This is a genomic window from Phaeobacter sp. JH20_26, from assembly GCF_048056275.1.
Taxonomy (GTDB): domain Bacteria; phylum Pseudomonadota; class Alphaproteobacteria; order Rhodobacterales; family Rhodobacteraceae; genus Phaeobacter; species Phaeobacter bryozoorum.
In genome coordinates, this window is record NZ_JAYMWL010000013.1 from 1,741,112 (window position 1) to 1,760,204 (window position 19,093).

Consider the following 19,093-nt stretch of genomic DNA (forward strand, 5'->3'; position numbering starts at 1 on the left):
AATTGCCAGTGCGTTTTAATAGAACGCTTGTTCACACATTGGCGATATAGACGTGACCCGAACAGCCGAAACCGGCCCCCTTTCTGACGGCTCTTCGGCCTGCGGACACACGGTACCACCATAAACAGAAGGCAAATAAACGCAGCGCCCATCGCAAATGCACCGCAAACCCACCGCAGCCACTTCCCTAACGTCAACCAGAGGGGATCATTAACAAAAACCGACGGATAAACTTCGATGCAAATTGAATACAAATTAGCCACACCCTGATCTTTTCGGTAAAAATCCGCTCATCAAAACCTAGACAAGGCCGCTGGGAAGGCAGCAATATGGCGGCAATATGGCCGCGGAGACGGCTGATGGGCAAAACAATGCAGGCTACCTGGGCGTCACGGTTTCGGCGCTTTGGTCTTTTGACGAGCGGTATATAAAAATGAGTACGGTTGGATACATCGTCCGCGACATGGCGGGCACCAAGCAGCATGGTACATCTGCTGACACCCCCCAGGCGACAATTGCGACAGCAACCGCGAAAGACATTTCGCTGAACCTCGGACCCTCCGATGTCGAAAGCTACGCGCGGCGCGGCCAAGACCTGCATATTACGCTGATCGACGGTCAGGTGGTGGTGCTGGATGATTTCTTCAACACCGATGCGACAGGTGGCAAGAACCTGTTCCTCAGCGAAGAAGGCAACTTCATCGAAGTGGTTCTGGAGGACCGCACCGATGGCATGCTCTATGCCAGCTACGAACCTCTCGACATGAGCGGCAAGTGGAGCGCCTACGATGACATGGTGTTCCTTGACGTGGACCGCATCGAACCGGTTGTCGCTCCCCTTGTGGCCCCGCTGATCGGCGGCCTCGGCACCGCAGGCGCCGCAGCTGGCGTCGTTGGCGCGGCGGCCATTGTTGGTGCAGGCGGCGGTGGTGGTGGCGGAGGCGGCGGGGCCGTCACGCCAACCGTCGACAATCCCGATGCGACCTATCCGGTTGCAGGCTCGACCACCGAAGATGTGATCGTCAGCGGCACTGGCGCCCCCGGCTCCACCGTGGAAGTCACGCTCGGCACAATTACCGAAACCGTCACGGTCAAGGATGATGGCACCTGGGTTGCCAACTTCCCGGTGACCAACCTGCCGCCGGATGGCTCCTACGAGACCACAGTCTATGTAAAAGATCCGGCCGGGACCGAATTCAATCTGGATGGTCCCTCGGTCATCATCGACACCACCCCGCCGCCAATCGACGTCAACACTGTCGAAGGCGACGATCACATCAACTATATCGAAGTGGCCGACGGTGTTGTGATCAACGGCACCGGCGAAGCAGGGGCCAGCGTCAGTGTTGTGTTCCAGGGTGTGACCCGCACAACCACCGTGGCCGATGATGGAACATGGTCGGTGAACTACAGCGTGAACGAAGTGGCGACGGGCATCTACAGCTCCACCATCGAAGTCACCAGCGCCGATTCCTTTGGCAACACAAGCACCACGACTCACACGGTCGACGTCGACACCGAAACCCGGGTCACGATTAACACCCAAGTGGGCACTGATCACATGATCAGCGGCGCGGAACAGGCAGCGGGCATTACCCTCACCGGTACAGCCGAGGCGGGGTCGAGTGTTGTGGTGACCTTCCAGGGGGTCAGCCGTACCGTAACCGCAGATGCACAGGGCAACTGGTCGGCCAGCTATCTCAGCTCTGAAATCGCAACCGGCACCTATGACGCAAGCGTCTCTGCCGTGGCAACAGACACCAGCGGCAATACCAGCTCCACCTCCACCAAGATCCCGGTCGATACTGAAACCATGGCGTCGCTCGACGCGGTTCAGGCCGGCGACAATGTGATTTCCGCGCCGGAAGTCGCCAGCGGCGTAACCCTGACCGGCAAGGCCGAGCCAGGCGCCAGTGTCGCGGTGACGCTCGAGGGAACGACACGCACGGTCACTGCGGATGCGCAGGGCAACTGGAGCGCCGATTTCACCAGCAGCGAGATCCCGACCGGTGAATATGACGCCAATGTTTCGGTGACAGCAACAGATGCACTGGGCAACAGTGCCTCCACCACCGGCACCGTCCGTGTGGATACCGAAACCGATATCACCCTCAGCAATCCGCTGGCGGGCGACAATATGATCAATGCGGCAGAGGCCAACAACGGTCTGGACCTGACCGGCACCGCCGAAGCGGGCGCCAGCGTTGTGGTCCAGCTGGGGACAGCCACCCGCACTGTGACAGCCAACGCCCAGGGGCAATGGACGGCCAGCTTCGCCGGGTCGGATATCGCCGATGGCACCTATGACACAACGGTGACCGCAACAGCGACCGATGCCTACGGCAATACCGCCTCCACCAGCAGCCAGATCCGTGTGGATACCACCACCAGCGTTGGGCTTGATAGCGGGCAGGCCGGTGGCGACGATGTGCTGAACGGTGCCGAAGCCGCAGGTGGTCTGACCCTGACCGGCAGCGCCGAGCCTGGCGCCTCTGTCGCGGTGACCTTCCAGGGCATCACCCGGACCGTCACCGCCGACGCACAGGGCCGCTGGAGCGCGCCCTACGCAACCAACGAAATCACCCCCGGCGAGTATGACGCCCCGATCAGCGTCACCGCGACCGATGCGGCCGGCAATAGCGAGAGCACCTCCGGCACCCTGCGTGTCGATACCTCGACCGCTGTCAGCATTGATGCCAACCAGGCAGGCGGCGACAATATCGTCAACGCAGCAGAGGCGCAGGCCGGTGTCACGCTCACAGGCAACGCCGAGCCCGGCTCCGTGGTTTCGGTGACCGTTGCAGGCGTGACCCGCAGCGCAACCGTGGCTTCAAATGGCAACTGGAGTGCGCTGTTCGAGCCCGGCGCGCTGGCTGCTGGCGAATACAATACCTCGGTCACAGTGTCGGCAACGGACGCGGCGGGTAACACCGCTTCGGCCTCCTCTGCCCTGCGGGTAGACACCGTTGCGGGCACTGTGACGCTATCTCCCGACCCGATCGAGATCGACGACGTGATCAACGCTGTCGAACGCGCCGACGGTGTCGAAATCAGCGGCACCGCGACGCCGGGCCTGACCGTGACCGTTGGCCTTGGCACCGCAAGCCGTCAGGTCGTCGCCGATGCAAACGGCGACTGGGCGACCACCTTCCCGGCGGCCCAGATCCCGACCGGCACCCGCAACCTGCCGATCACCGCCTCCATCATCGATGACGCGGGCAATACCGCGAGCGTTTCAGATAGCGTTGCGCTCGATACGCTGGTGACGCCGTTGACGGTGCAACCGAACCAGACCTCGGACGACATCGTGAACAAGGCAGAGCAGCAGGCGGGTGTCACCTTCAGCGGAACTGTCGAAGCAGGATCGACGGTGGTGATCAACGTTGAAGGCAAAGAGCAGACTGCCACAGTCGACGCCCTCGGCAACTGGACGGCGACGCTCGACGACGCAACATTGCCGGACGGTGACCGCACCGTGACAGCCTCCATTACCGCGACCGACGCTGCCGGTAACGAACGCAGCATCACCGAGCAGTTCGACATCGACACATTGGTTGATCCGGCGTCCATCTACGCGCTGAAAATCACTGGCCAGGGCATTCTTGAGCTGGAAACCAAGGACGCGACCGACAATTACGCGGTCAATACGCTGAACCCGGCAGGCACTGTTGGCTCTCCCGCGGCGACCAAGACGGTCGACCCGCAGGATGGCACCGAGTTTGCCTTCGGCACGCCGATCCCGGATGGAACACATCTGGTCCTGTCGCGCAGCGATGATGTTGGCAATACCTCCAGCACCTTGGTGATCTTTGATGACAACGCAACGAACAGCGGCACCATCAATCACGCCGGGCTGGGCCAGTTCAACATCGACCATCTGGACTTGCAATTTGCCAACGACGTGCACCTCACACTCAATGAAGCTGACATCAAGGCACTGTCGAACAATTCCGACACCCTGACGATCCACGGCAGCGACAATGACAACGACCAGATCACCCTCACCGGCGGCAACGCCGCGAGCGCGGGGACCCGTGTGGTCGATGGTGAGCTCTACAATGTCTATACCATTGGCAACGATGGCACGACGCTGATCGTCGATCAGGACGTTCAGGTGGTCTTCTGATCCACAGCGATCACCCGGGGGCCGTTTGGCGCAAACCAACGGCCCCCGGCAAAACTACCCGGCAACAAGGGTAAGGGCACAGGCGATGCGAGGGGGCAGAATGCAATTGGGACGACCCATTGGCGCGGTGGCACTGTTGTGCTGCCTGTCGGCCTGCATGCAGTCCCTGCCCTTTGCCAAAACCGGCGAAGGCGCCGAAACCGATGTCAATCGGCGCGCCAGCAGCTTTGCCCAGCCGGATGCCAAAAACCCCTCGGTGGTGATCTCAACCCTGATGCAGCGTCAGTCCCTGCTTGAAGACGGCAGTGTCTATGACGTTGTTGCGCAATCCGCGATTTCCGCCTCTGCCCGCGCTGCCGAGGCCGAGCTGACCAGCGCCAAACTGCGTGCGGAGGCCAAATCCAAGAACTGGCTGCCGACGCTTGGCCCCTCTGTCAGCCTCACCGATCTCGGGGATCTGGTGGCGGGTATCCTGATTGAACAGGTGTTGTTCGACAATGGACGCCGCAAGGCCGAGCGCGCCTTTGCCGCCGCCGATGTCGAAGTCGCAGCGGTCAACCTCTCGATTGACATGAACAGCCGTGTAGAGACGGCCTTGGGCCTCTATGTCGCGGGCCTGCGCGGTGCTGAGAAAGCTGCGATCGGCACCCGCGCCCTGTCGCGGATGTATGAATTTGAACGTATCGTGAAGGGGCGCGTTGATGGCGGCGTGTCGGACCGGTCCGACCTCAACGTAGTGCAGAGCAAGATCAACGGCATCCGCTCAGCAGTGGCCACGGCCAAGGACGCCACCGCCACCTCAACAGCCGAACTTAGGGCGATGACCGGTCAGAGCTTTGACGGGACGCCAAGCCACCTGCAACTGGCGACCCCGCCGGAGGCCGGTGCCTATCTCACCGTTCTCAAAGCCGAAGCCGAGGCCACCCGCAGTGTCGAACAGGCCAAGATGGAGCGCGCAGGGCTGCTGCCGCAGGTCTCAGCCGCGGGCAATGTCACCAGCGATGGTTCGGGCGCCGGACTGACCCTTGATCTGGCGCAGCCCTTTGGCCTTGGCACGCCTGCGGCGCTGAAAGCGATCGAAGCCTCCAAGGAAATTGCCAAACGGCAGGTATCCGAGGCCGAGGAAGATGCACGCCGCGATTTCAGTCGCCAGATGCAAGGCCTCGCCTCTTATCGTAGGCAAGAGGCCGAAGCGGCATCCCTGGCGCAGACCAGCCGCGAGACTTATCGCCTGTTTCAGGCACAGTTTAAGGCCGGGCAACGCTCGGTCATGGATGTGGTATCCATCTACGAAGAGGTGGTACGCCGCGAACACGCCCATATCGACGCAAAATACGAAGTCGTTCTGATCCAGCTGGCGCTGGCAAGCGATATGGGACTATTGGCCGATGGGGACCGGATTTGAGCAATTCCAACCGCCCGACAGATGACACCGTGCTGCGGACCGTCCCCCCTGCCCCGCGCGACACCGGGACGGCAGGACGTGCCAGTGGTGGCAAACCGGTGCTGCGCGCCATTGATACCCAGTCGACGCCACATCTGGCGCCGGCCGCGGCCGCCCCTGCGCCGGCCCCCGGTCCCGCGACCCCACCGATGCCCGATGTCGATCTGACCGGCCTGCTGGAGGATGGCAACGTGGGCGAGGTCAGCGCGCTGATCGAGGACGCAACAGCGCGTATTCAGCATCGCGCCGCGCTCATCGCGACCTTTGCAGCCCTTAAAGGCACGAATGTCGCACTCAGCGACCTTGCCGAACATATGTGGCGCAATGATCCGGGCGATGTCTCCGTCGACTCGCTTGCCCGTGCGCTTCAGACCACGGGGATGCAGGCGCAGATCAATCATCAGGTGCCGCTCATCCCCGAAAGCTGGCCCGCGCTGGCGATGATGAACAATGGTCAATGCGTTCTGGTCCTGTCGCAAAGCCGGGATATGCTGAGCGTCTATGACACCACTTGCACAGATAATCGCGCGGATGTGCCAGTGGCCGAGTTCGGCCCCTATTTCACCGGCACAACGCTGGGCGCACGCAATTCCCTGAAACAGATCGCCGCCCGCCATACACCGCAGCTGGAAAGTGATCACTGGTTCTGGGGTGAGTTCCCCAAATACCGCCGTCAGGTCGGCGAGATCATGCTCGGCTCGCTGGTTGCCAATATTCTGGCCGTCTCAGTCGCGCTGTTCTCGCTGCAGGTCTATGACCGCGTGGTTCCTCACCAGTCCCATGCGACGCTCTGGGTGCTGGCAATCGGCGCCTTCCTTGCGATCATGCTGGAAGCACTGCTGAAGCTGGCCCGTGCCCGGCTGACAGATGCCGCCGGACGCCAGATCGAGCTGTCGGTACAGAACAACCTGATGCGACGGTTGATCGGGATGCGCTCTGACAAGAAACCACTGCCCCCCTCAGGTCTGTTTGCCGCGATGCGCGATTTCGGATCGGTGCGCGAGTTCTTTACCTCCACCACGATTTCAACACTGGCCGACATTCCGTTCATCGCCGTGTTCCTGCTGCTGGTGGCATCGATTGCGGGCCCGATCGTCTGGATTATCATTGCAGGTGGCATCCTGATGCTGCTGCCCGCCTATTTCATGCAGAAGCGCATGATCGCGCTGACACGTCAGACACAGGGCGCAAATGCCAAAGCCGGACGCCTGCTGCATGAGGTCGTGAACGAGCTGGACACGCTGAAGAGCCAGCGCGGCGAAGACCGGGTTCTGCGGCTCTGGGATGAGCTGAACACGCTCTCCACTCATGCCGCGACCGAGCAGCGCCGCCTTGCCAGCGCGCTAACCCATTGGTCGCAGGGGGTCCAGCAGGCCACCTATATCGGCTCTGTCGTGGTGGGCACTCTGATGGTTTTCGCCGGTGAGTTCACCGTCGGTACCATCATCGCAACCGGTATTCTGACCAGCCGCACGCTGGCACCTCTGACCCAGTTTGCTGCCACGCTGGCCCGCTGGAGCAACGTCAAAGGTGCGCTGGAAGGACTGGACGCCATCGCCAACTCCGCTCAGGAAAAAGAAGACGAACGCTCTTATCTGCGCCGCGACAGCCTGCAAGGCCGGTTCGAACTGCGCGAAGTGATGTTTCGCTATGACGAAGACGGCGCCCCGACGCTGGACGTGCCGGGCGTTGCCGTTACCCCCGGCCAGCGGGTTGCGGTTCTTGGCGTCAACGGCTCCGGCAAATCGACGCTGCTGAAACTGATGTCGGGACTTTATGCGCCGGACCGTGGCCGGGTGATGATTGACGGCACCGACATGACCCAGATCGACCCGCGCGACCTGCGCCGCCATATCGGCTATCTCAGCCAGGATGTGCGGCTGTTTGCCGGGACGCTGCGCGAGAACCTGAACCTCAACCAGCTGGAACGCGACGACGACCGGCTGATGACGGCGCTGGATTTTGCAGGTCTCGGCGCCCATGTGCGCAATCACCACAAGGGCCTCGATCTGGAAATCTTCGACGGTGGCGGCGGGCTGTCCATCGGGCAGCGCCAGTCGATCGGCTGGGCGCGCCTGTGGTTGCAGAACCCGTCAATTGTGCTTCTGGATGAACCCACTGCCGCACTGGACCAAACGCTGGAACGCACATTGGTCAGCCGTCTGGAAACCTGGCTGGAGGGTCGCACGACCGTGATTGCGACACATCGGATGCCGATCCTGTCGCTGACCAACCGGACGCTGATCCTGCAATCCGGGCGCATGGTGGTCGACGGACCGCGTGATCAGGTTCTGGCACATCTTGCCGCAGGTGAGGGCAAATGACCTCGACCGGCTACGATCTTCGCGAAACCTCGCGCGGGGCAAGCCGCATCATCTATCTGGCGGCGGGCGCTCTGGTGGTGTTTCTGATCTGGGCCAGCTTTGCTTGGGTCGACGAAATCGTTCGTGCCGACGGCGAGGTTGTGTCCTCCTCGCGCTCTCAGATCGTGCAGAACCTTGAAGGCGGCATTCTTGCCGAACTCCATGTGCATCAGGGCGACACGGTGAAGGCCGGGCAGATCCTCGCCCGTCTGCAGGATACCAAGTTCCGCGCCGCCGCTGATGATCTGCAGGACCGGATCGACGCGCTGGAAATCAAACAATACAGGCTTGAGGCCGAACTGGAGGGTGCGTTTGATTTCAATGTTCCCGACGATCTGGCCGAACGCTCCCCAGGCATCTACACCTCGGAGCGTGCGCTGCTGAATGCCCGGCAGACCGATTTCACCAGTCGCCGCGCCAGCGCCCGCGAGATCCTCGACCAGCTGAAGGACGAACTGGCCAATATGCAGCGTCTCTACAAGAAAGAGATCGTGGCGTTGATTGAGGTCAACCGCGCGCAAAAGGCCGTGAGCGACGCCCAGGCCAAATACAATGAAATTGGCACCCAGTCAGAGCTGGAGCTGGCGGAGGATTACTCCAAAACCCTTCGCGAGCTGACCTCATACCGGCAGGAGCTGCGGCTGGCGCAGGATCAGCTTGACCGAACCGTGATCACCTCGCCCATGGCCGGGATCGTCAACAGCCTTGCGGTCACCACCATCGGCGGCGTGATCCGCCCCGGTGAGGAAATCGTCGAGATCATCCCGCTCGGCGAGGAAATGTTTGTAGAGGCACGGGTGAAGCCCGAAAACATCGCCAGCGTCCAACCCGGCCAGGATGCCACGATCAAGCTTTCAGCTTATGATTACACCATCTACGGATCGCTGCGCGGCAAGGTGGATTTTGTCTCGCCCGATACCTTCGAAGACGAGCGCAATCCCCGTGCAGAGCCGTACTACCGGGTGACGGTGAAGGTTGATCGTTCCGAATTTACCGAACGCCAGCAGGCCATCGAGATCCGCCCCGGGATGCGCGCCACCGCTGAATTGCAGACCGGCAGCAAAACGATCCTGAACTACATGCTGAAACCGCTGTATAAATCCCGCGAGGCCCTGCGCGAACCCTAAGGCAACACATCCAGAAACCCCGCGATCCAATTGGATGCAGGGGGGGCTGTCTAAGGGGTTGATCGCTTGGAGAAAACCGACGTGTATCCGCGGCCGTCAGCTGGTTTCCTCGGATCGGTGCTGCCTAAAGATCCTTCGCAAGATGGATGAACGGGGTCTGCTCGACCGGTCTGAATGCCGGTTTGTCCCCGTATCGTACCATCAGCTGGCGGACCGCATCATCGCCAGAACGGTCTGATCAAACGAAGTTCCGATTGAGACCCGACGATTGCCCATCGCCGCTTTGGCCGAGATAACCGAGACCAGTCGCGGCATCCGGCCCGGAACGACGTCAAAGACAGGCGCGCCTGACGCACCGAAATCAACCCGGCACGTCATCACCACGACCTGCGCCTGTCGCGCCAGAACGTGGCAGTTCTGTTCCAGATTTGGACGGTTCTGCTGCGCCATCGAATAAGACAGCACTTCAACCGACGCCCCGCGCGCCGGACGATTGGCCAGTTCAAAGGGCTGGATCATGTTGCGGCTGATTGGCCGATCCAGACGCAGGATCGCAATATCGCTGCCCAATTGCGAATCGCCGAGTGGCTGATACTCGTAGCTCGGGTGGACAACCGCCTTGGTGACAGACCGCGCCGCCTTGGCATGTCGCCCGTTCAGCCCCGCTTCGAACCGGATGCTGGTCGGATCAACCTGGCGGCCGGTGTCGGGGTTGTAGACGCAATGCGCCGCCGTCACGACCAGATCGGGTGCCACCAAGGCCCCGGTACACATATTCCGTCCTGAAATGTTCAGCCGACCCACGGCTTCCCATCCAATAACGGAGGTGATGCTCGACTGCGGATCTTCCGCAGCAGAGCTATCAGGCATGCCAAACAGGAGGCATGCCGCAAAAGCAGCAAAAATGCGTTTCATCGCCCACTCCAAATTCCCACGCTCACACCTTGGTTCAAGCGTGCGGCTGGAATGAGACGCAAAACTGCCCGACATGGCCGAAACCATGCGCAAAATAAGTCTCTCTACACAAATCAGGACCCCCCCCAGGGTTTTGATGGCCCATCATCGCAAAAAAACCGCAGAGCGCACACAATTTCTCGGGTGTTTTATTAACTTTTTAGCAAACCTTTGTGATCGCTTAGTAAATTCTCACGGTGGCAAATCAGGCTGCAGCCTGCCGTTGGCAGCTGACGATGGCATTACGGCCACCGTGCGGCAGGGTTGCCACATTGCCGCAGGCGCCGCGCGGCGGGTCGGTCGACAGAGCACAGGAAGAGCCGTTTTAACTTTCAAATAACCAAAACTCTGCCTTAACCTTCCCTTAGGACTTATCTGCAATATCTTAACGCGCGGTGGTGTGATGCTGCCAATTCGACCTATCTGGAGCGGCGCAGCCCCTGATCGGCTCAAGAAGAATCGCATAGAGCCGGGGAATCAGGGCCCACATAGCAGCGCCAATGGCCAGGCAGATCAGCAGCACAGCCGCCGCACGAAACATCTCCAGAAACCCCAGGGTCGCAATGCCGGGTATGCTGACGGCAGGCGACAGGATCTGTCCCAGAAACACCGATGCCATCAACGCGCCCGCCACAACGCCGCGCCGCGAGGCGGGTGACAGCGCCAAGGCCAGCGCAACGAAATTCGGCATCACCGTGGCCAATCCGGAACCGATGGCGACCATCGCCAGGCTTTGCCACAGGGTGCCGCCCCCCGTCAGCATCAGAAACCCGCTGCTCATCAAGGCATATCCCAATGCGTAGGCGCCCGCCGCACCGAGCCAGCGATTGATGCGCAGGTAAAGAAACCCTGTCATCCCGCCAGATAGTGTCAGCACCCCCAACAGAAGCCCAGTTTTTGCGGAATGATCGCCAGCCTGCGTCGCCAGAAAAAATGGCAGCTGTGTCGGCATCATGAAGAAAACCAGACTGGTTATCATCTGCAACGATGCCAACCCGACAAGCAGCACAGGCCAAGCCGAACGGGCTGCGCCCTCGGTTGATCCGGTTGCGGTTTCGCTCCGCTGGGCCGGGTCCGGCTCTGCCAGGTAACGCCAGACCAGCGGCAAAAGAAGGATCGCAACCGCGTAAATCGCAAAGGGAAGCCGGGCTGAGATCACCGCCAGCGCCCCAGCTGAGGTGATGAAGATCAGCCCCCCGAAGTTGCGTGCCGATGTCTGCAAACCCATCATAGAACGCCGCGCGTCGCCGGTGAAATAATCGCCGATCAGCGCTGTCTGGGCAGTCATGATCATCGCCACCGCCACGCCCAAGAGCAACCTGCTGATCATGATCGCCGTCAGGTTCGGCAGCACCGCCCCTGCGGCGCCGCTGACGGCAAACAACGCAATACCCAGCAGCAGTATCCAGCGCCGCCCGTATCTATCCGCCATCCACCCGGCGAGCGGCGCGCAGATCAGAACCGACAGCGACGGTGCAGAGACCAGGAACCGCGTCAGCAAGGCCGCATTCGGTGTATCGGCGAACTCGGCCTCAAGCCCGGGAAGGGCCGGGCTGATGGTGGCGTTCGCCATAATGGTCAGGGTTGCGGCGAATAGCAGGGCCAGCGCGCGCGGATCCTTCCAGACTGCATCAGAAATCGGGGCTGCCGGTACAGACATGCCAGTCTCCTCTTGTGGGTGTGAGCATTCTGGCGCAGCCTGCAACCTCAAGCCCACTTTAGGTCAAGAGGAAAGAGCGATGCGCCTGTACGACATCGGAGAAGTAGCCGCCCGATGTGGCGTCACCCCCGCCACATTGCGGTATTACGAAGAGCTCGGCCTTATCACCTCGCTCGCGCGCAAGGGATTGCGGCGGCAATTCGGGCCTGAGACCTTGTTGCAGCTATCGGTCATCGCGCTTGGCAAGGCAGCCGATTTCTCGCTGGCGGAAATTTCGGGGATGTTTGGCTCGGATGGGCGGCCGGACCTGCCACGCGATGAGCTGCACCAAAGGGCGGACAAGCTGGATCAACAGATCCGCAACCTGTCGACGCTTCGTGACGCGATCCGCCATGTGGCCGACTGCCCTGCGCCATCGCATATGGAATGCCCAACCTTTCAACGGCTCCTGAAGGTCGCGCGACGGACCCGTGGCTGAAACCGGGCCACCTCCTCCTTCGGCGACGCTTTCTGGCGGCAATTGCATGTGATCGTAGACTTCTGCGCCCGTTGCCACATATCGCAGAGGATATCGGAACAGCGCGAGGCGGAGACTGAAATGGGTTTTGCAAAATTGACGTATAAGCTGACGGCCGGGTCTGAGGCTTCCGATCCCAAAGCCGCCCGCCGGGTTGCGACCCATGTCACCGCCCTCACTGCGACGAAGCTGGCCGATGGTTTGATTGATCCCAAACTGGTGCTGGCCTGGCTGATGAACGCAATCGGTGCGCCGGGCTATCTGATTGGGGTGCTGGTCCCGGTGCGGGAATCAGGATCGCTCCTGCCGCAGCTGGTCCTTGCCCAGCGGATCGAACAAAGCCGATATCGCAAATACTATTGGGCTGCCGGATCGGCGCTTCAAGGTCTCGCTGCGCTTGGCATTGCCGCCGCTGCCATGCTGCTACCAGGTGTCATGGCAGGCTGGGTCATTCTGGGCTGCCTTGCCATGCTGGCCCTAGCGCGGTCGGCGTGTAGCGCCAGCTACAAGGACATCCTCGCCCGAACCGTGGACAAGGGCAAACGGGGGTCCGTCTCGGGAACGGCGGGAACCGTCGCCGCCAGCGGTGTGTTTCTGTTTGCGATTTTGCTCAGCACCGGGCTGTTGCCCCGCAGCCCGATGGCCATCTCGCTGGTTGTTGCCGTATCAGGCCTGCTTTGGCTCGGTGCCGCTGCCGTCTTTGCACGTTTGAACGAGCCAGAAGCCGAGCCTCAGTCCGAAGAAGGATTCAGCCCGCAGGAGCTGTTGCGCCCGTTGCGGCAGGACAGCGAGTTGCAGCGTTACATCGGCACCCGGGCGCTGCTGATCTCAACCGCCTTGGCGCCGCCGTTTCTGGTAATGCTTGGTGGACGCGACGCCGAAAGCGGCTTTGGCAATCTCGGGCTGCTGGTGCTGGCCTCCTCCATTGCTGCGATTGTCTCCTCCTACATCTGGGGCAAGCTATCGGACCGATCAAGCCGCCAAACCCTGATGGTGTCGGGTGCGCTGAGCGCTGTGACGCTGGCGGCGGCGGCGGCGTTCGGCTCGGGTGAGGGCGTTGTTGCCAGTGCCTTGGTGGCCTGCTTCGTCTTTGTCGCCCAGATCGCCTATCAAGGCGCGCGCGCCGGTCGAAAAACACATCTGACCGATATGGATACGGATGGTCACACATCGGTCTATACCGCACTTTCCAACACGATGATTGGCGTGCTGTTGCTGCTGGGTGGCGGCTTTGGGCTGCTGGCCGATGCTGTTGGCGCAGCACCGGTTCTGGCGCTCCTCGCCCTGCTTAGCGGGCTGGGCGCGGCACTTGGCTCACGGTTGAGCGAAGTGCAGGAGGATGCCGAAGGCTAACACCCCAACTGGCCCGCGTCATCTCCCTGTCGCCTCTCCCGATCCCATCGCTCGGTTAGGCGGCGTGGGGAGCTGGCACGTGATCCGCTGTCAGCTTGTCTTCACGCGGCGCGTCACCCGGTACAGAATGGCCGGTTTTCACCACCGCGCGGCGCTCGGCATCAAGCCCGGCCCCGAACAGGATCACAAAAGCAGACAACCACATCCAGGTCAGCAGAACGATCACCCCCGAGAGGGCACCAAAGGTTTCGTTGTAGCTGCCGAAAGCTTGCACATAGAGGCTGAAGCCGATGCTGCCGACGACCCAAAGCGTACAACTCAGTATCGCGCCGGGCGTGAACAGCTGCCAGCCATCCCCGGACCGGTCCGGTCCAAATCGATAGAGCGCCGAAATTCCAGCGATACCGACTGCGAACATCAGGGGCCAGCGCAGGAGTTGGGTCACCATCGACAACAACGCTGACTCGCCCAGGAGCGCAGCCGCGGCGGGTATCGCTGCAACGACCAGCAGCAGGACACATCCGCCAATAATGGCCGTGAAAGTAATGCCGACAGTCATCGCCTTCAGAACGATGAAACTGCGCCCCTCCCGGGTGCCAAAAATAACGTTCAGCCCCTGGATCATACTGTCGGTGCCACGCGATGCGGACCAAAGCGCCAGAGCAGCGGAGATTGCGGCGGCCCAGCCCAGCGACTCTGGGCGCGCGCCCGCTACCTGCACCAATTGCTGATTGACCAGATCCGCAGCCGACGGTGGCAACAGCCCGGTCAGCCAAGCAGCCTGTGCAGTGATCAGGATTGGATCCGCAATCAGACCAAACAGAGCAACCGCTGCCGTAATACCTGGAAAAACCGACAGGAGGCCGTAAAAGGCGACTCCGGCGGCGAGCAGCCCGCCGTTGGCCTGTCCCATCCGGCCCCAGGCCCGCCAGAGCAGTTTCACAAACGACGCCAGTTGCGCAAGCGATCCATCCCGTGTCTGCCCGCTCCGGTCCCGTCCGGGGTCACTCGGTGGACCGCTGCGGTCGAGGTTGGGGGCTGTTTTCGACTGGTCGGTGGTGGTGGTCGTCCCCGACTTGGAGGTTGAGCTGTGATCTGACTGTTTTGGCATGAGGCTGTCTCCCGCGTTGCCATCTCAACGCAGCAAGATGGCGTTTTGTTTCTTGGAACTTAGCCCTTGCCCGCGAGTTGAGGTTTTGACGCAATCCAATTGGAGACAACCATGAGCCACTTCACCCATCACCCGGCTGCTTCCCACGATCTGGTGGTCATAGGAGGCGGTTCCGGCGGGCTGGCGGCCGCCAAGGCGGCAGCGCGGCTGGGGGCCTCGGTTGTGATGATCGAACAGGCTGAGCTGGGCGGAACCTGCGTCAACCGCGGCTGCACCCCGAAGAAGCTGATGTGGAAGGCCGCGGCCCATCGCCAGAGCCACCGTGATATGGCCAAGGTTGGCCTGACGGCCTTGCCCGACTTTGATTTCGCGGCGCTGCGCCGTCGCTCCGACGCCAAGATTGACCACCTCAACCACCACTTCGAGGATCAATTGCAACAGGCCGGTGTGCGCCTGCTGCGCGCCACTGCCGAGATTGGCGAAGCGGGCCAGATTCACGCCGGTGGTGAGGTTTTCCAGCCCGGAAAACTGTTGCTTGCGACCGGGGCGCGCCCGCGCGCGTTGGATATTCCGGGCGGTGATCTGGCCGCCACAAGTGATGATGTCTTTGGGTGGAGTGATTTACCGGGGCGGCTGCTGATTATCGGCGGCGGCTATATCGGATGTGAGTTCGCCAGTATCTTCGCGGCTTTTGGCAGCGAGGTGCAGCTGATGACCGATGGCGACAGACTGCTTGATCAATTTCACGCACCGGCGATCGCCTGCGTGCAGGCCGGTCTTCAGAAACAGGGCGTCACCATCGGCTTTGGCCGCAAGCCGAAGCAGATCGACTTCAACGGGACAATGTTCAAAGTCAGCTTCGACGATGGCAGCATCCAATATGCGGATCAGGTGATAGCCGCCATTGGGAGAGTACCAAACACCGACACCCTTGGGCCAGGGGTGCAGGGCATCGTCCATGCGAAATCCGGCGCGCTGGCCATTGATGAGCATTTCCAAACATCCATTCCCGGCATCTACGCGGTCGGCGACGCTGCCGACCGTCTGCCGCTTACCCCTGTGGCAACGCGAGACGGCGCTTGTTTTGCGACCCAACACTTTGGCGACGGCGCCGCACAGATAGATCTCAATCTGGTGCCGCAGTCGGCCTATACCATCCCGCCGGTCGCGCAGGTCGGCCGGATGGATCAGACAAACACCGGCGGTGAACAGGTGTCTGGCCTGTCCAGCGATGTGCTGGACGACGGCACGGCTGCCAACTCGTTCTTTGACAGATCGTTCAACGGCCCCCTGCTGAGCGGCGTGGCGCTGGTCGATCACGCAGCACCGGAGCTGATCGCCCCCTTCGCCGCGTTGATCGCAAGCGGAGCCACCGCAGACGATCTTGACGCAGTCGTCGGCATTCACCCCAGTTTTGCAGAAGAGACGGTCGGCCCGTAAGATACCGCAGACAAAAAAAGACGCGATCCACTCTGGGTCGCGTCTTTTTTTGTCTGCTCTTATCGGAGGCGTCGTCCGGTCAGTCGCATAGCGTCCGATCGATGAGCGAAAGCCCCAGCAAGAACATTGAAATCAGGAATACCACGTTGGCAGCAAATGCCGCCCCTGCCGCGACACCACCAAATGCCAGTACTGCCGAAGCAGCTGCAATCAGAGAAAAAACCAGTGGCCAATTCATCATCGATCATCCTCGTCTCTATCCGTTATGGTTCTGCAAACACAACGTTTTTGACAGGAAAAGGTTCCGAGACTTGGCCGGTCCTACGCCTGACTGGCGCGGACCGGGTCTGAAACAGACGCCTATTTCTCGTCAATCTCAGGCTTGATCTGCGCGTAGGTCAACACGGTGAAAACCGCTGTCCCGCCGATGATATTGCCCACCAAGACCGGCAGGAAAAAACCAAAGACAGCCTGCCCCAGAGGCAGCATGCCCTGCACCATCAGAAACGCCATCTCAACCGAACCCGCGACGATATGGGTGAAGTCCCCGGCGGCAATCAGCCAGGTGAAGATGACGATCAGGGGGATTTCGCTATGCTGCGCAGAGGGCAGCATCCAGACAATTGCGGCAATCAGGATCCCCGACGGGATACCGCTGATCATGCCGATAAACGGTGGCATTCCGGTGGCGTGTTCGCTGATTTCCACCATGGAGGCGCGCAGGGCCGGGTCCAGCACCGGGGTCAGGGCAAAGAACGACGCAATCAGGAAGGCCCCGACAACATTCGCAGCCAGCACCACCGACCAAAGCCGCGCGGTGCGCAGCAGGCTGGCCTTGTCCCCGCGCAACATGACCGGCACCACGGTGGTAATGGTGTTTTCGGTGAACAGCTGCATTCGGCCAAGGATGACCATCAGAAAGCCTAGTGAATATCCAAGGTTCTCAACAAGCGGGGACCAGCTGGCATCTGGCAGATGGGTCTTGAAAACGGCCTTGCCCAACACCGAGAAGCTGATCAATAGCCCGGCAGCGATGCCAGACCACCACAGCGCCCGCACGGGTCGCTCCAATTCTTCCTCACCGTTGCGACGAATGGTTTCAAAGATCAGCCTTGGAGACAGGCCTGTTGCCTCTTCGACGGCCTCATTCTCGGACTCTTCCTGGATGAGGTCTTCGCCGGACGTCTTGGCCTCGATCATCTGCAACTCCTGTTTTCCATATCCAGTTCAACGCCCAAGCGTCCCAGTAGGTTCCGCCGCGCGGAACCTTTTTCACGCCGGAGCGTTAGCCCTAGAGACCTGTAACGGGATACGCCGATGACTGCCGAGATCAGCGCCACACTGATGGACCAATTGACGAGGTGGCTGGAAGGCGCCATCGATGCGCTACCGCGTCTGGCCGTTGCCATCATCGTTCTGGTGCTGACAGCTGCGCTGGTCTGGGCGGCAAAAACGATCATCCGGCGGCTCAGCAGCCAGCTGAAACTGCGACGCAATCTCTGCGACGTGTTACAGCTCCTCGCCAGCGTCCTGCTATGGCTTATCGGCAGCCTGATCGCAGTCACCGTTGTTTTCCCCACGATCACGCCGGGCAAGGCGCTGACCACCCTTGGCCTTGGGTCGGTGGCGATTGGCTTTGCCTTCAAGGATACCTTTGAAAACTTCCTGGCTGGTATTCTGCTCCTCCTGCGAGAACCCTTTCAAATCGGCGACTTCATCGAATGCGAGGGTGCCGAGGGCAAGATCGAGGCGATCACCGTGCGCGACACCCGGATCCGTCAGACAGACGGCCAGCTGGTTGTCGTCCCCAACGCGCAGCTGTTCCACAACGCCGTCACCGTGCGCACCAACCGCGAGCTGCGGCGCGCCACGCTGATCTGCGGCGTCGCCTATGGCGAAGACGTCGATACCGCTCGTGATGTCATCTCAAAAGCGGTCAGAGGCGTCGATTTGGTGCGCAATGACGTGCGCGACATTCAGGTCTTTGCCAAGAGCTTTGGCGCGTCCTCCATCGACTTCGAAATCACCTGGTGGACCGGGTCCGAACCGGTGGATATCCGCGCCAGCCGGGATCAGGTTGTCGGTGCAGTGAAATCCGCCCTGGACGATGCGGGTATCGAGATTCCCTTCCCCTACCGAACCCTGACGGTCAACGCGCCGATCCCGGTCGATATTGCCGCGGCGCAGAAACCCAGTGCGTGACCCACACCCCTGTGGCCGAGCGCTGGATCGCTGTTTGCGATCATCAAACGCTCCTAGCCACCAGGCCGCAATTCACTCTACCATCGCGCTGGGATGATGGCGATTTAACTCAACCTTTGATTGTATTTCATGCTATTCAAACCTCCCTGAAACGGAGGAGTACCTGCTATGAATCTCGGTTTACTGGAAGAGAACGCTACCGCATCAGCGACGCAGAAGCTGACCTATGCTCTCAAATGCGCCGCCTATGACGACGCCTATCTTCGCATGGATGGCAGCGGTGTCGACGCGCCCGCGCCCGAAGGCGCCGGAACGGTCAACGCGCAAATCGGCGCAAGTTCATGGGAGCAGTTTATTCTGACACCGCAGGCAGACGGTACAGTCGGCCTGCTCTCAGCGGCATGGAACAATTGCTACGTACGCATCGGCACCCCATCGCCGGGAGAGATCAAACCGATCAACTGCCAGTTCGGTTGCGGCGGGCTCGAGCGCTGGATACTGCGTGTCGTCGGCGCCAATTATTTCGCCTTCGAATGCTCGACATTTGCTGGCTATTATCTGTCGCTTAACACGGAGGGCGCAACGACGTTCGGCAGCAACGGTGTCGGCGTCGCCCAGGGCATCCAGGTGCTGAACGACAATGCCACATTCGAGCTTGTGTCAAACGCTGGCTGACGCTGTATGCCGGCCACCTCCCCGTCGTGGAGGGGTGGCCGACAATTGGTTTCTATTGCCAGAGCATCTGTCGACGATCACATCTTCGGCCAGGTCGCCCAGCCTCTTGAACGCGCGCCAC

Annotated in this window: 14 protein-coding genes; 9 read left to right on the forward strand and 5 right to left on the reverse strand. The window is 61.0% G+C overall.

What is annotated here, in order from left to right:
- Positions 1–433: 433 nt before the first annotated feature.
- The 4 genes from VWY60_RS14085 to VWY60_RS14100 all read left to right on the forward strand — a co-directional run bounded on the left by VWY60_RS14085 (position 434) and on the right by VWY60_RS14100 (position 9,060).
- On the forward strand, positions 434–4,126 hold the full coding sequence (locus VWY60_RS14085) for an Ig-like domain-containing protein (RefSeq protein ID WP_416540772.1): 3,693 nt from the start codon (positions 434–436) through the stop codon (positions 4,124–4,126).
- A gap of 100 nt (positions 4,127–4,226) precedes the next feature.
- Positions 4,227–5,531 carry a TolC family protein gene (locus VWY60_RS14090; RefSeq protein ID WP_416540773.1) on the forward strand — a complete coding sequence of 435 codons (1,305 nt, stop codon included), beginning with the start codon at positions 4,227–4,229 and terminating at the stop codon, positions 5,529–5,531.
- The gene (locus VWY60_RS14095; protein WP_416537130.1) at positions 5,528–7,894 is read left to right on the forward strand and encodes an ATP-binding cassette domain-containing protein; all 2,367 of its coding nucleotides are present in this window, start codon (positions 5,528–5,530) and stop codon (positions 7,892–7,894) included. Before VWY60_RS14090 ends, VWY60_RS14095 begins: the two co-directional genes overlap by 4 nt.
- On the forward strand, positions 7,891–9,060 hold the full coding sequence (locus VWY60_RS14100; protein WP_340544139.1) for an HlyD family type I secretion periplasmic adaptor subunit: 1,170 nt from the start codon (positions 7,891–7,893) through the stop codon (positions 9,058–9,060). The genes VWY60_RS14095 and VWY60_RS14100 overlap by 4 nt, the downstream gene beginning before the upstream one ends.
- 201 nt (positions 9,061–9,261) lie before the next feature.
- Here VWY60_RS14100 and VWY60_RS14105 read toward each other — a convergent pair whose 3' ends face one another.
- Together VWY60_RS14105 and VWY60_RS14110 are read right to left on the reverse strand one after the other, a co-directional pair.
- Positions 9,262–9,975, reverse strand: coding sequence for a trypsin-like serine peptidase (locus tag VWY60_RS14105; RefSeq protein ID WP_340544138.1), 714 nt, complete (start codon positions 9,973–9,975; stop codon positions 9,262–9,264).
- A gap of 424 nt (positions 9,976–10,399) precedes the next feature.
- Entirely contained in the window at positions 10,400–11,674 is a 1,275-nt protein-coding gene (locus VWY60_RS14110) for an MFS transporter (RefSeq protein ID WP_416540774.1), read from the reverse strand.
- 79 nt (positions 11,675–11,753) lie between these two features.
- Between VWY60_RS14110 and VWY60_RS14115 the strand changes: the two genes are divergently transcribed.
- Together VWY60_RS14115 and VWY60_RS14120 are read left to right on the forward strand one after the other, a co-directional pair.
- Positions 11,754–12,152: a helix-turn-helix domain-containing protein gene (locus VWY60_RS14115; RefSeq protein ID WP_340544135.1), complete on the forward strand. Its 399-nt coding sequence runs from the start codon at positions 11,754–11,756 to the stop codon at positions 12,150–12,152.
- 120 nt (positions 12,153–12,272) lie between these two features.
- On the forward strand, positions 12,273–13,544 hold the full coding sequence (locus VWY60_RS14120; protein ID WP_416540775.1) for an MFS transporter: 1,272 nt from the start codon (positions 12,273–12,275) through the stop codon (positions 13,542–13,544).
- A gap of 55 nt (positions 13,545–13,599) precedes the next feature.
- On the opposite strand, the gene VWY60_RS14125 is transcribed toward VWY60_RS14120, so the two are convergent.
- Complete coding sequence (locus VWY60_RS14125; RefSeq protein WP_416540776.1) at positions 13,600–14,655, reverse strand: YihY/virulence factor BrkB family protein; 1,056 nt, start codon at positions 14,653–14,655, stop codon at positions 13,600–13,602.
- Between the two features lie 111 nt (positions 14,656–14,766).
- Between VWY60_RS14125 and VWY60_RS14130 the strand changes: the two genes are divergently transcribed.
- Complete coding sequence (locus tag VWY60_RS14130) at positions 14,767–16,095, forward strand: NAD(P)/FAD-dependent oxidoreductase (RefSeq protein ID WP_340544131.1); 1,329 nt, start codon at positions 14,767–14,769, stop codon at positions 16,093–16,095.
- 79 nt (positions 16,096–16,174) lie between these two features.
- On the opposite strand, the gene VWY60_RS14135 is transcribed toward VWY60_RS14130, so the two are convergent.
- Complete coding sequence (locus VWY60_RS14135) at positions 16,175–16,336, reverse strand: DUF1328 domain-containing protein (RefSeq protein WP_340544129.1); 162 nt, start codon at positions 16,334–16,336, stop codon at positions 16,175–16,177.
- Between the two features lie 119 nt (positions 16,337–16,455).
- Positions 16,456–17,295 carry a formate/nitrite transporter family protein gene (locus tag VWY60_RS14140; RefSeq protein WP_340544127.1) on the reverse strand — a complete coding sequence of 280 codons (840 nt, stop codon included), beginning with the start codon at positions 17,293–17,295 and terminating at the stop codon, positions 16,456–16,458.
- A gap of 117 nt (positions 17,296–17,412) precedes the next feature.
- Between VWY60_RS14140 and VWY60_RS14145 the strand changes: the two genes are divergently transcribed.
- Positions 17,413–18,297 (forward strand): mechanosensitive ion channel family protein, encoded by an 885-nt coding sequence (locus VWY60_RS14145; RefSeq protein ID WP_416537122.1) that lies wholly within the window; start codon positions 17,413–17,415, stop codon positions 18,295–18,297.
- Positions 18,298–18,465: 168 nt separating this feature from the next.
- Positions 18,466–18,972, forward strand: coding sequence for a fascin domain-containing protein (locus tag VWY60_RS14150; RefSeq protein ID WP_416540777.1), 507 nt, complete (start codon positions 18,466–18,468; stop codon positions 18,970–18,972).
- Positions 18,973–19,093: the final 121 nt, after the last annotated feature.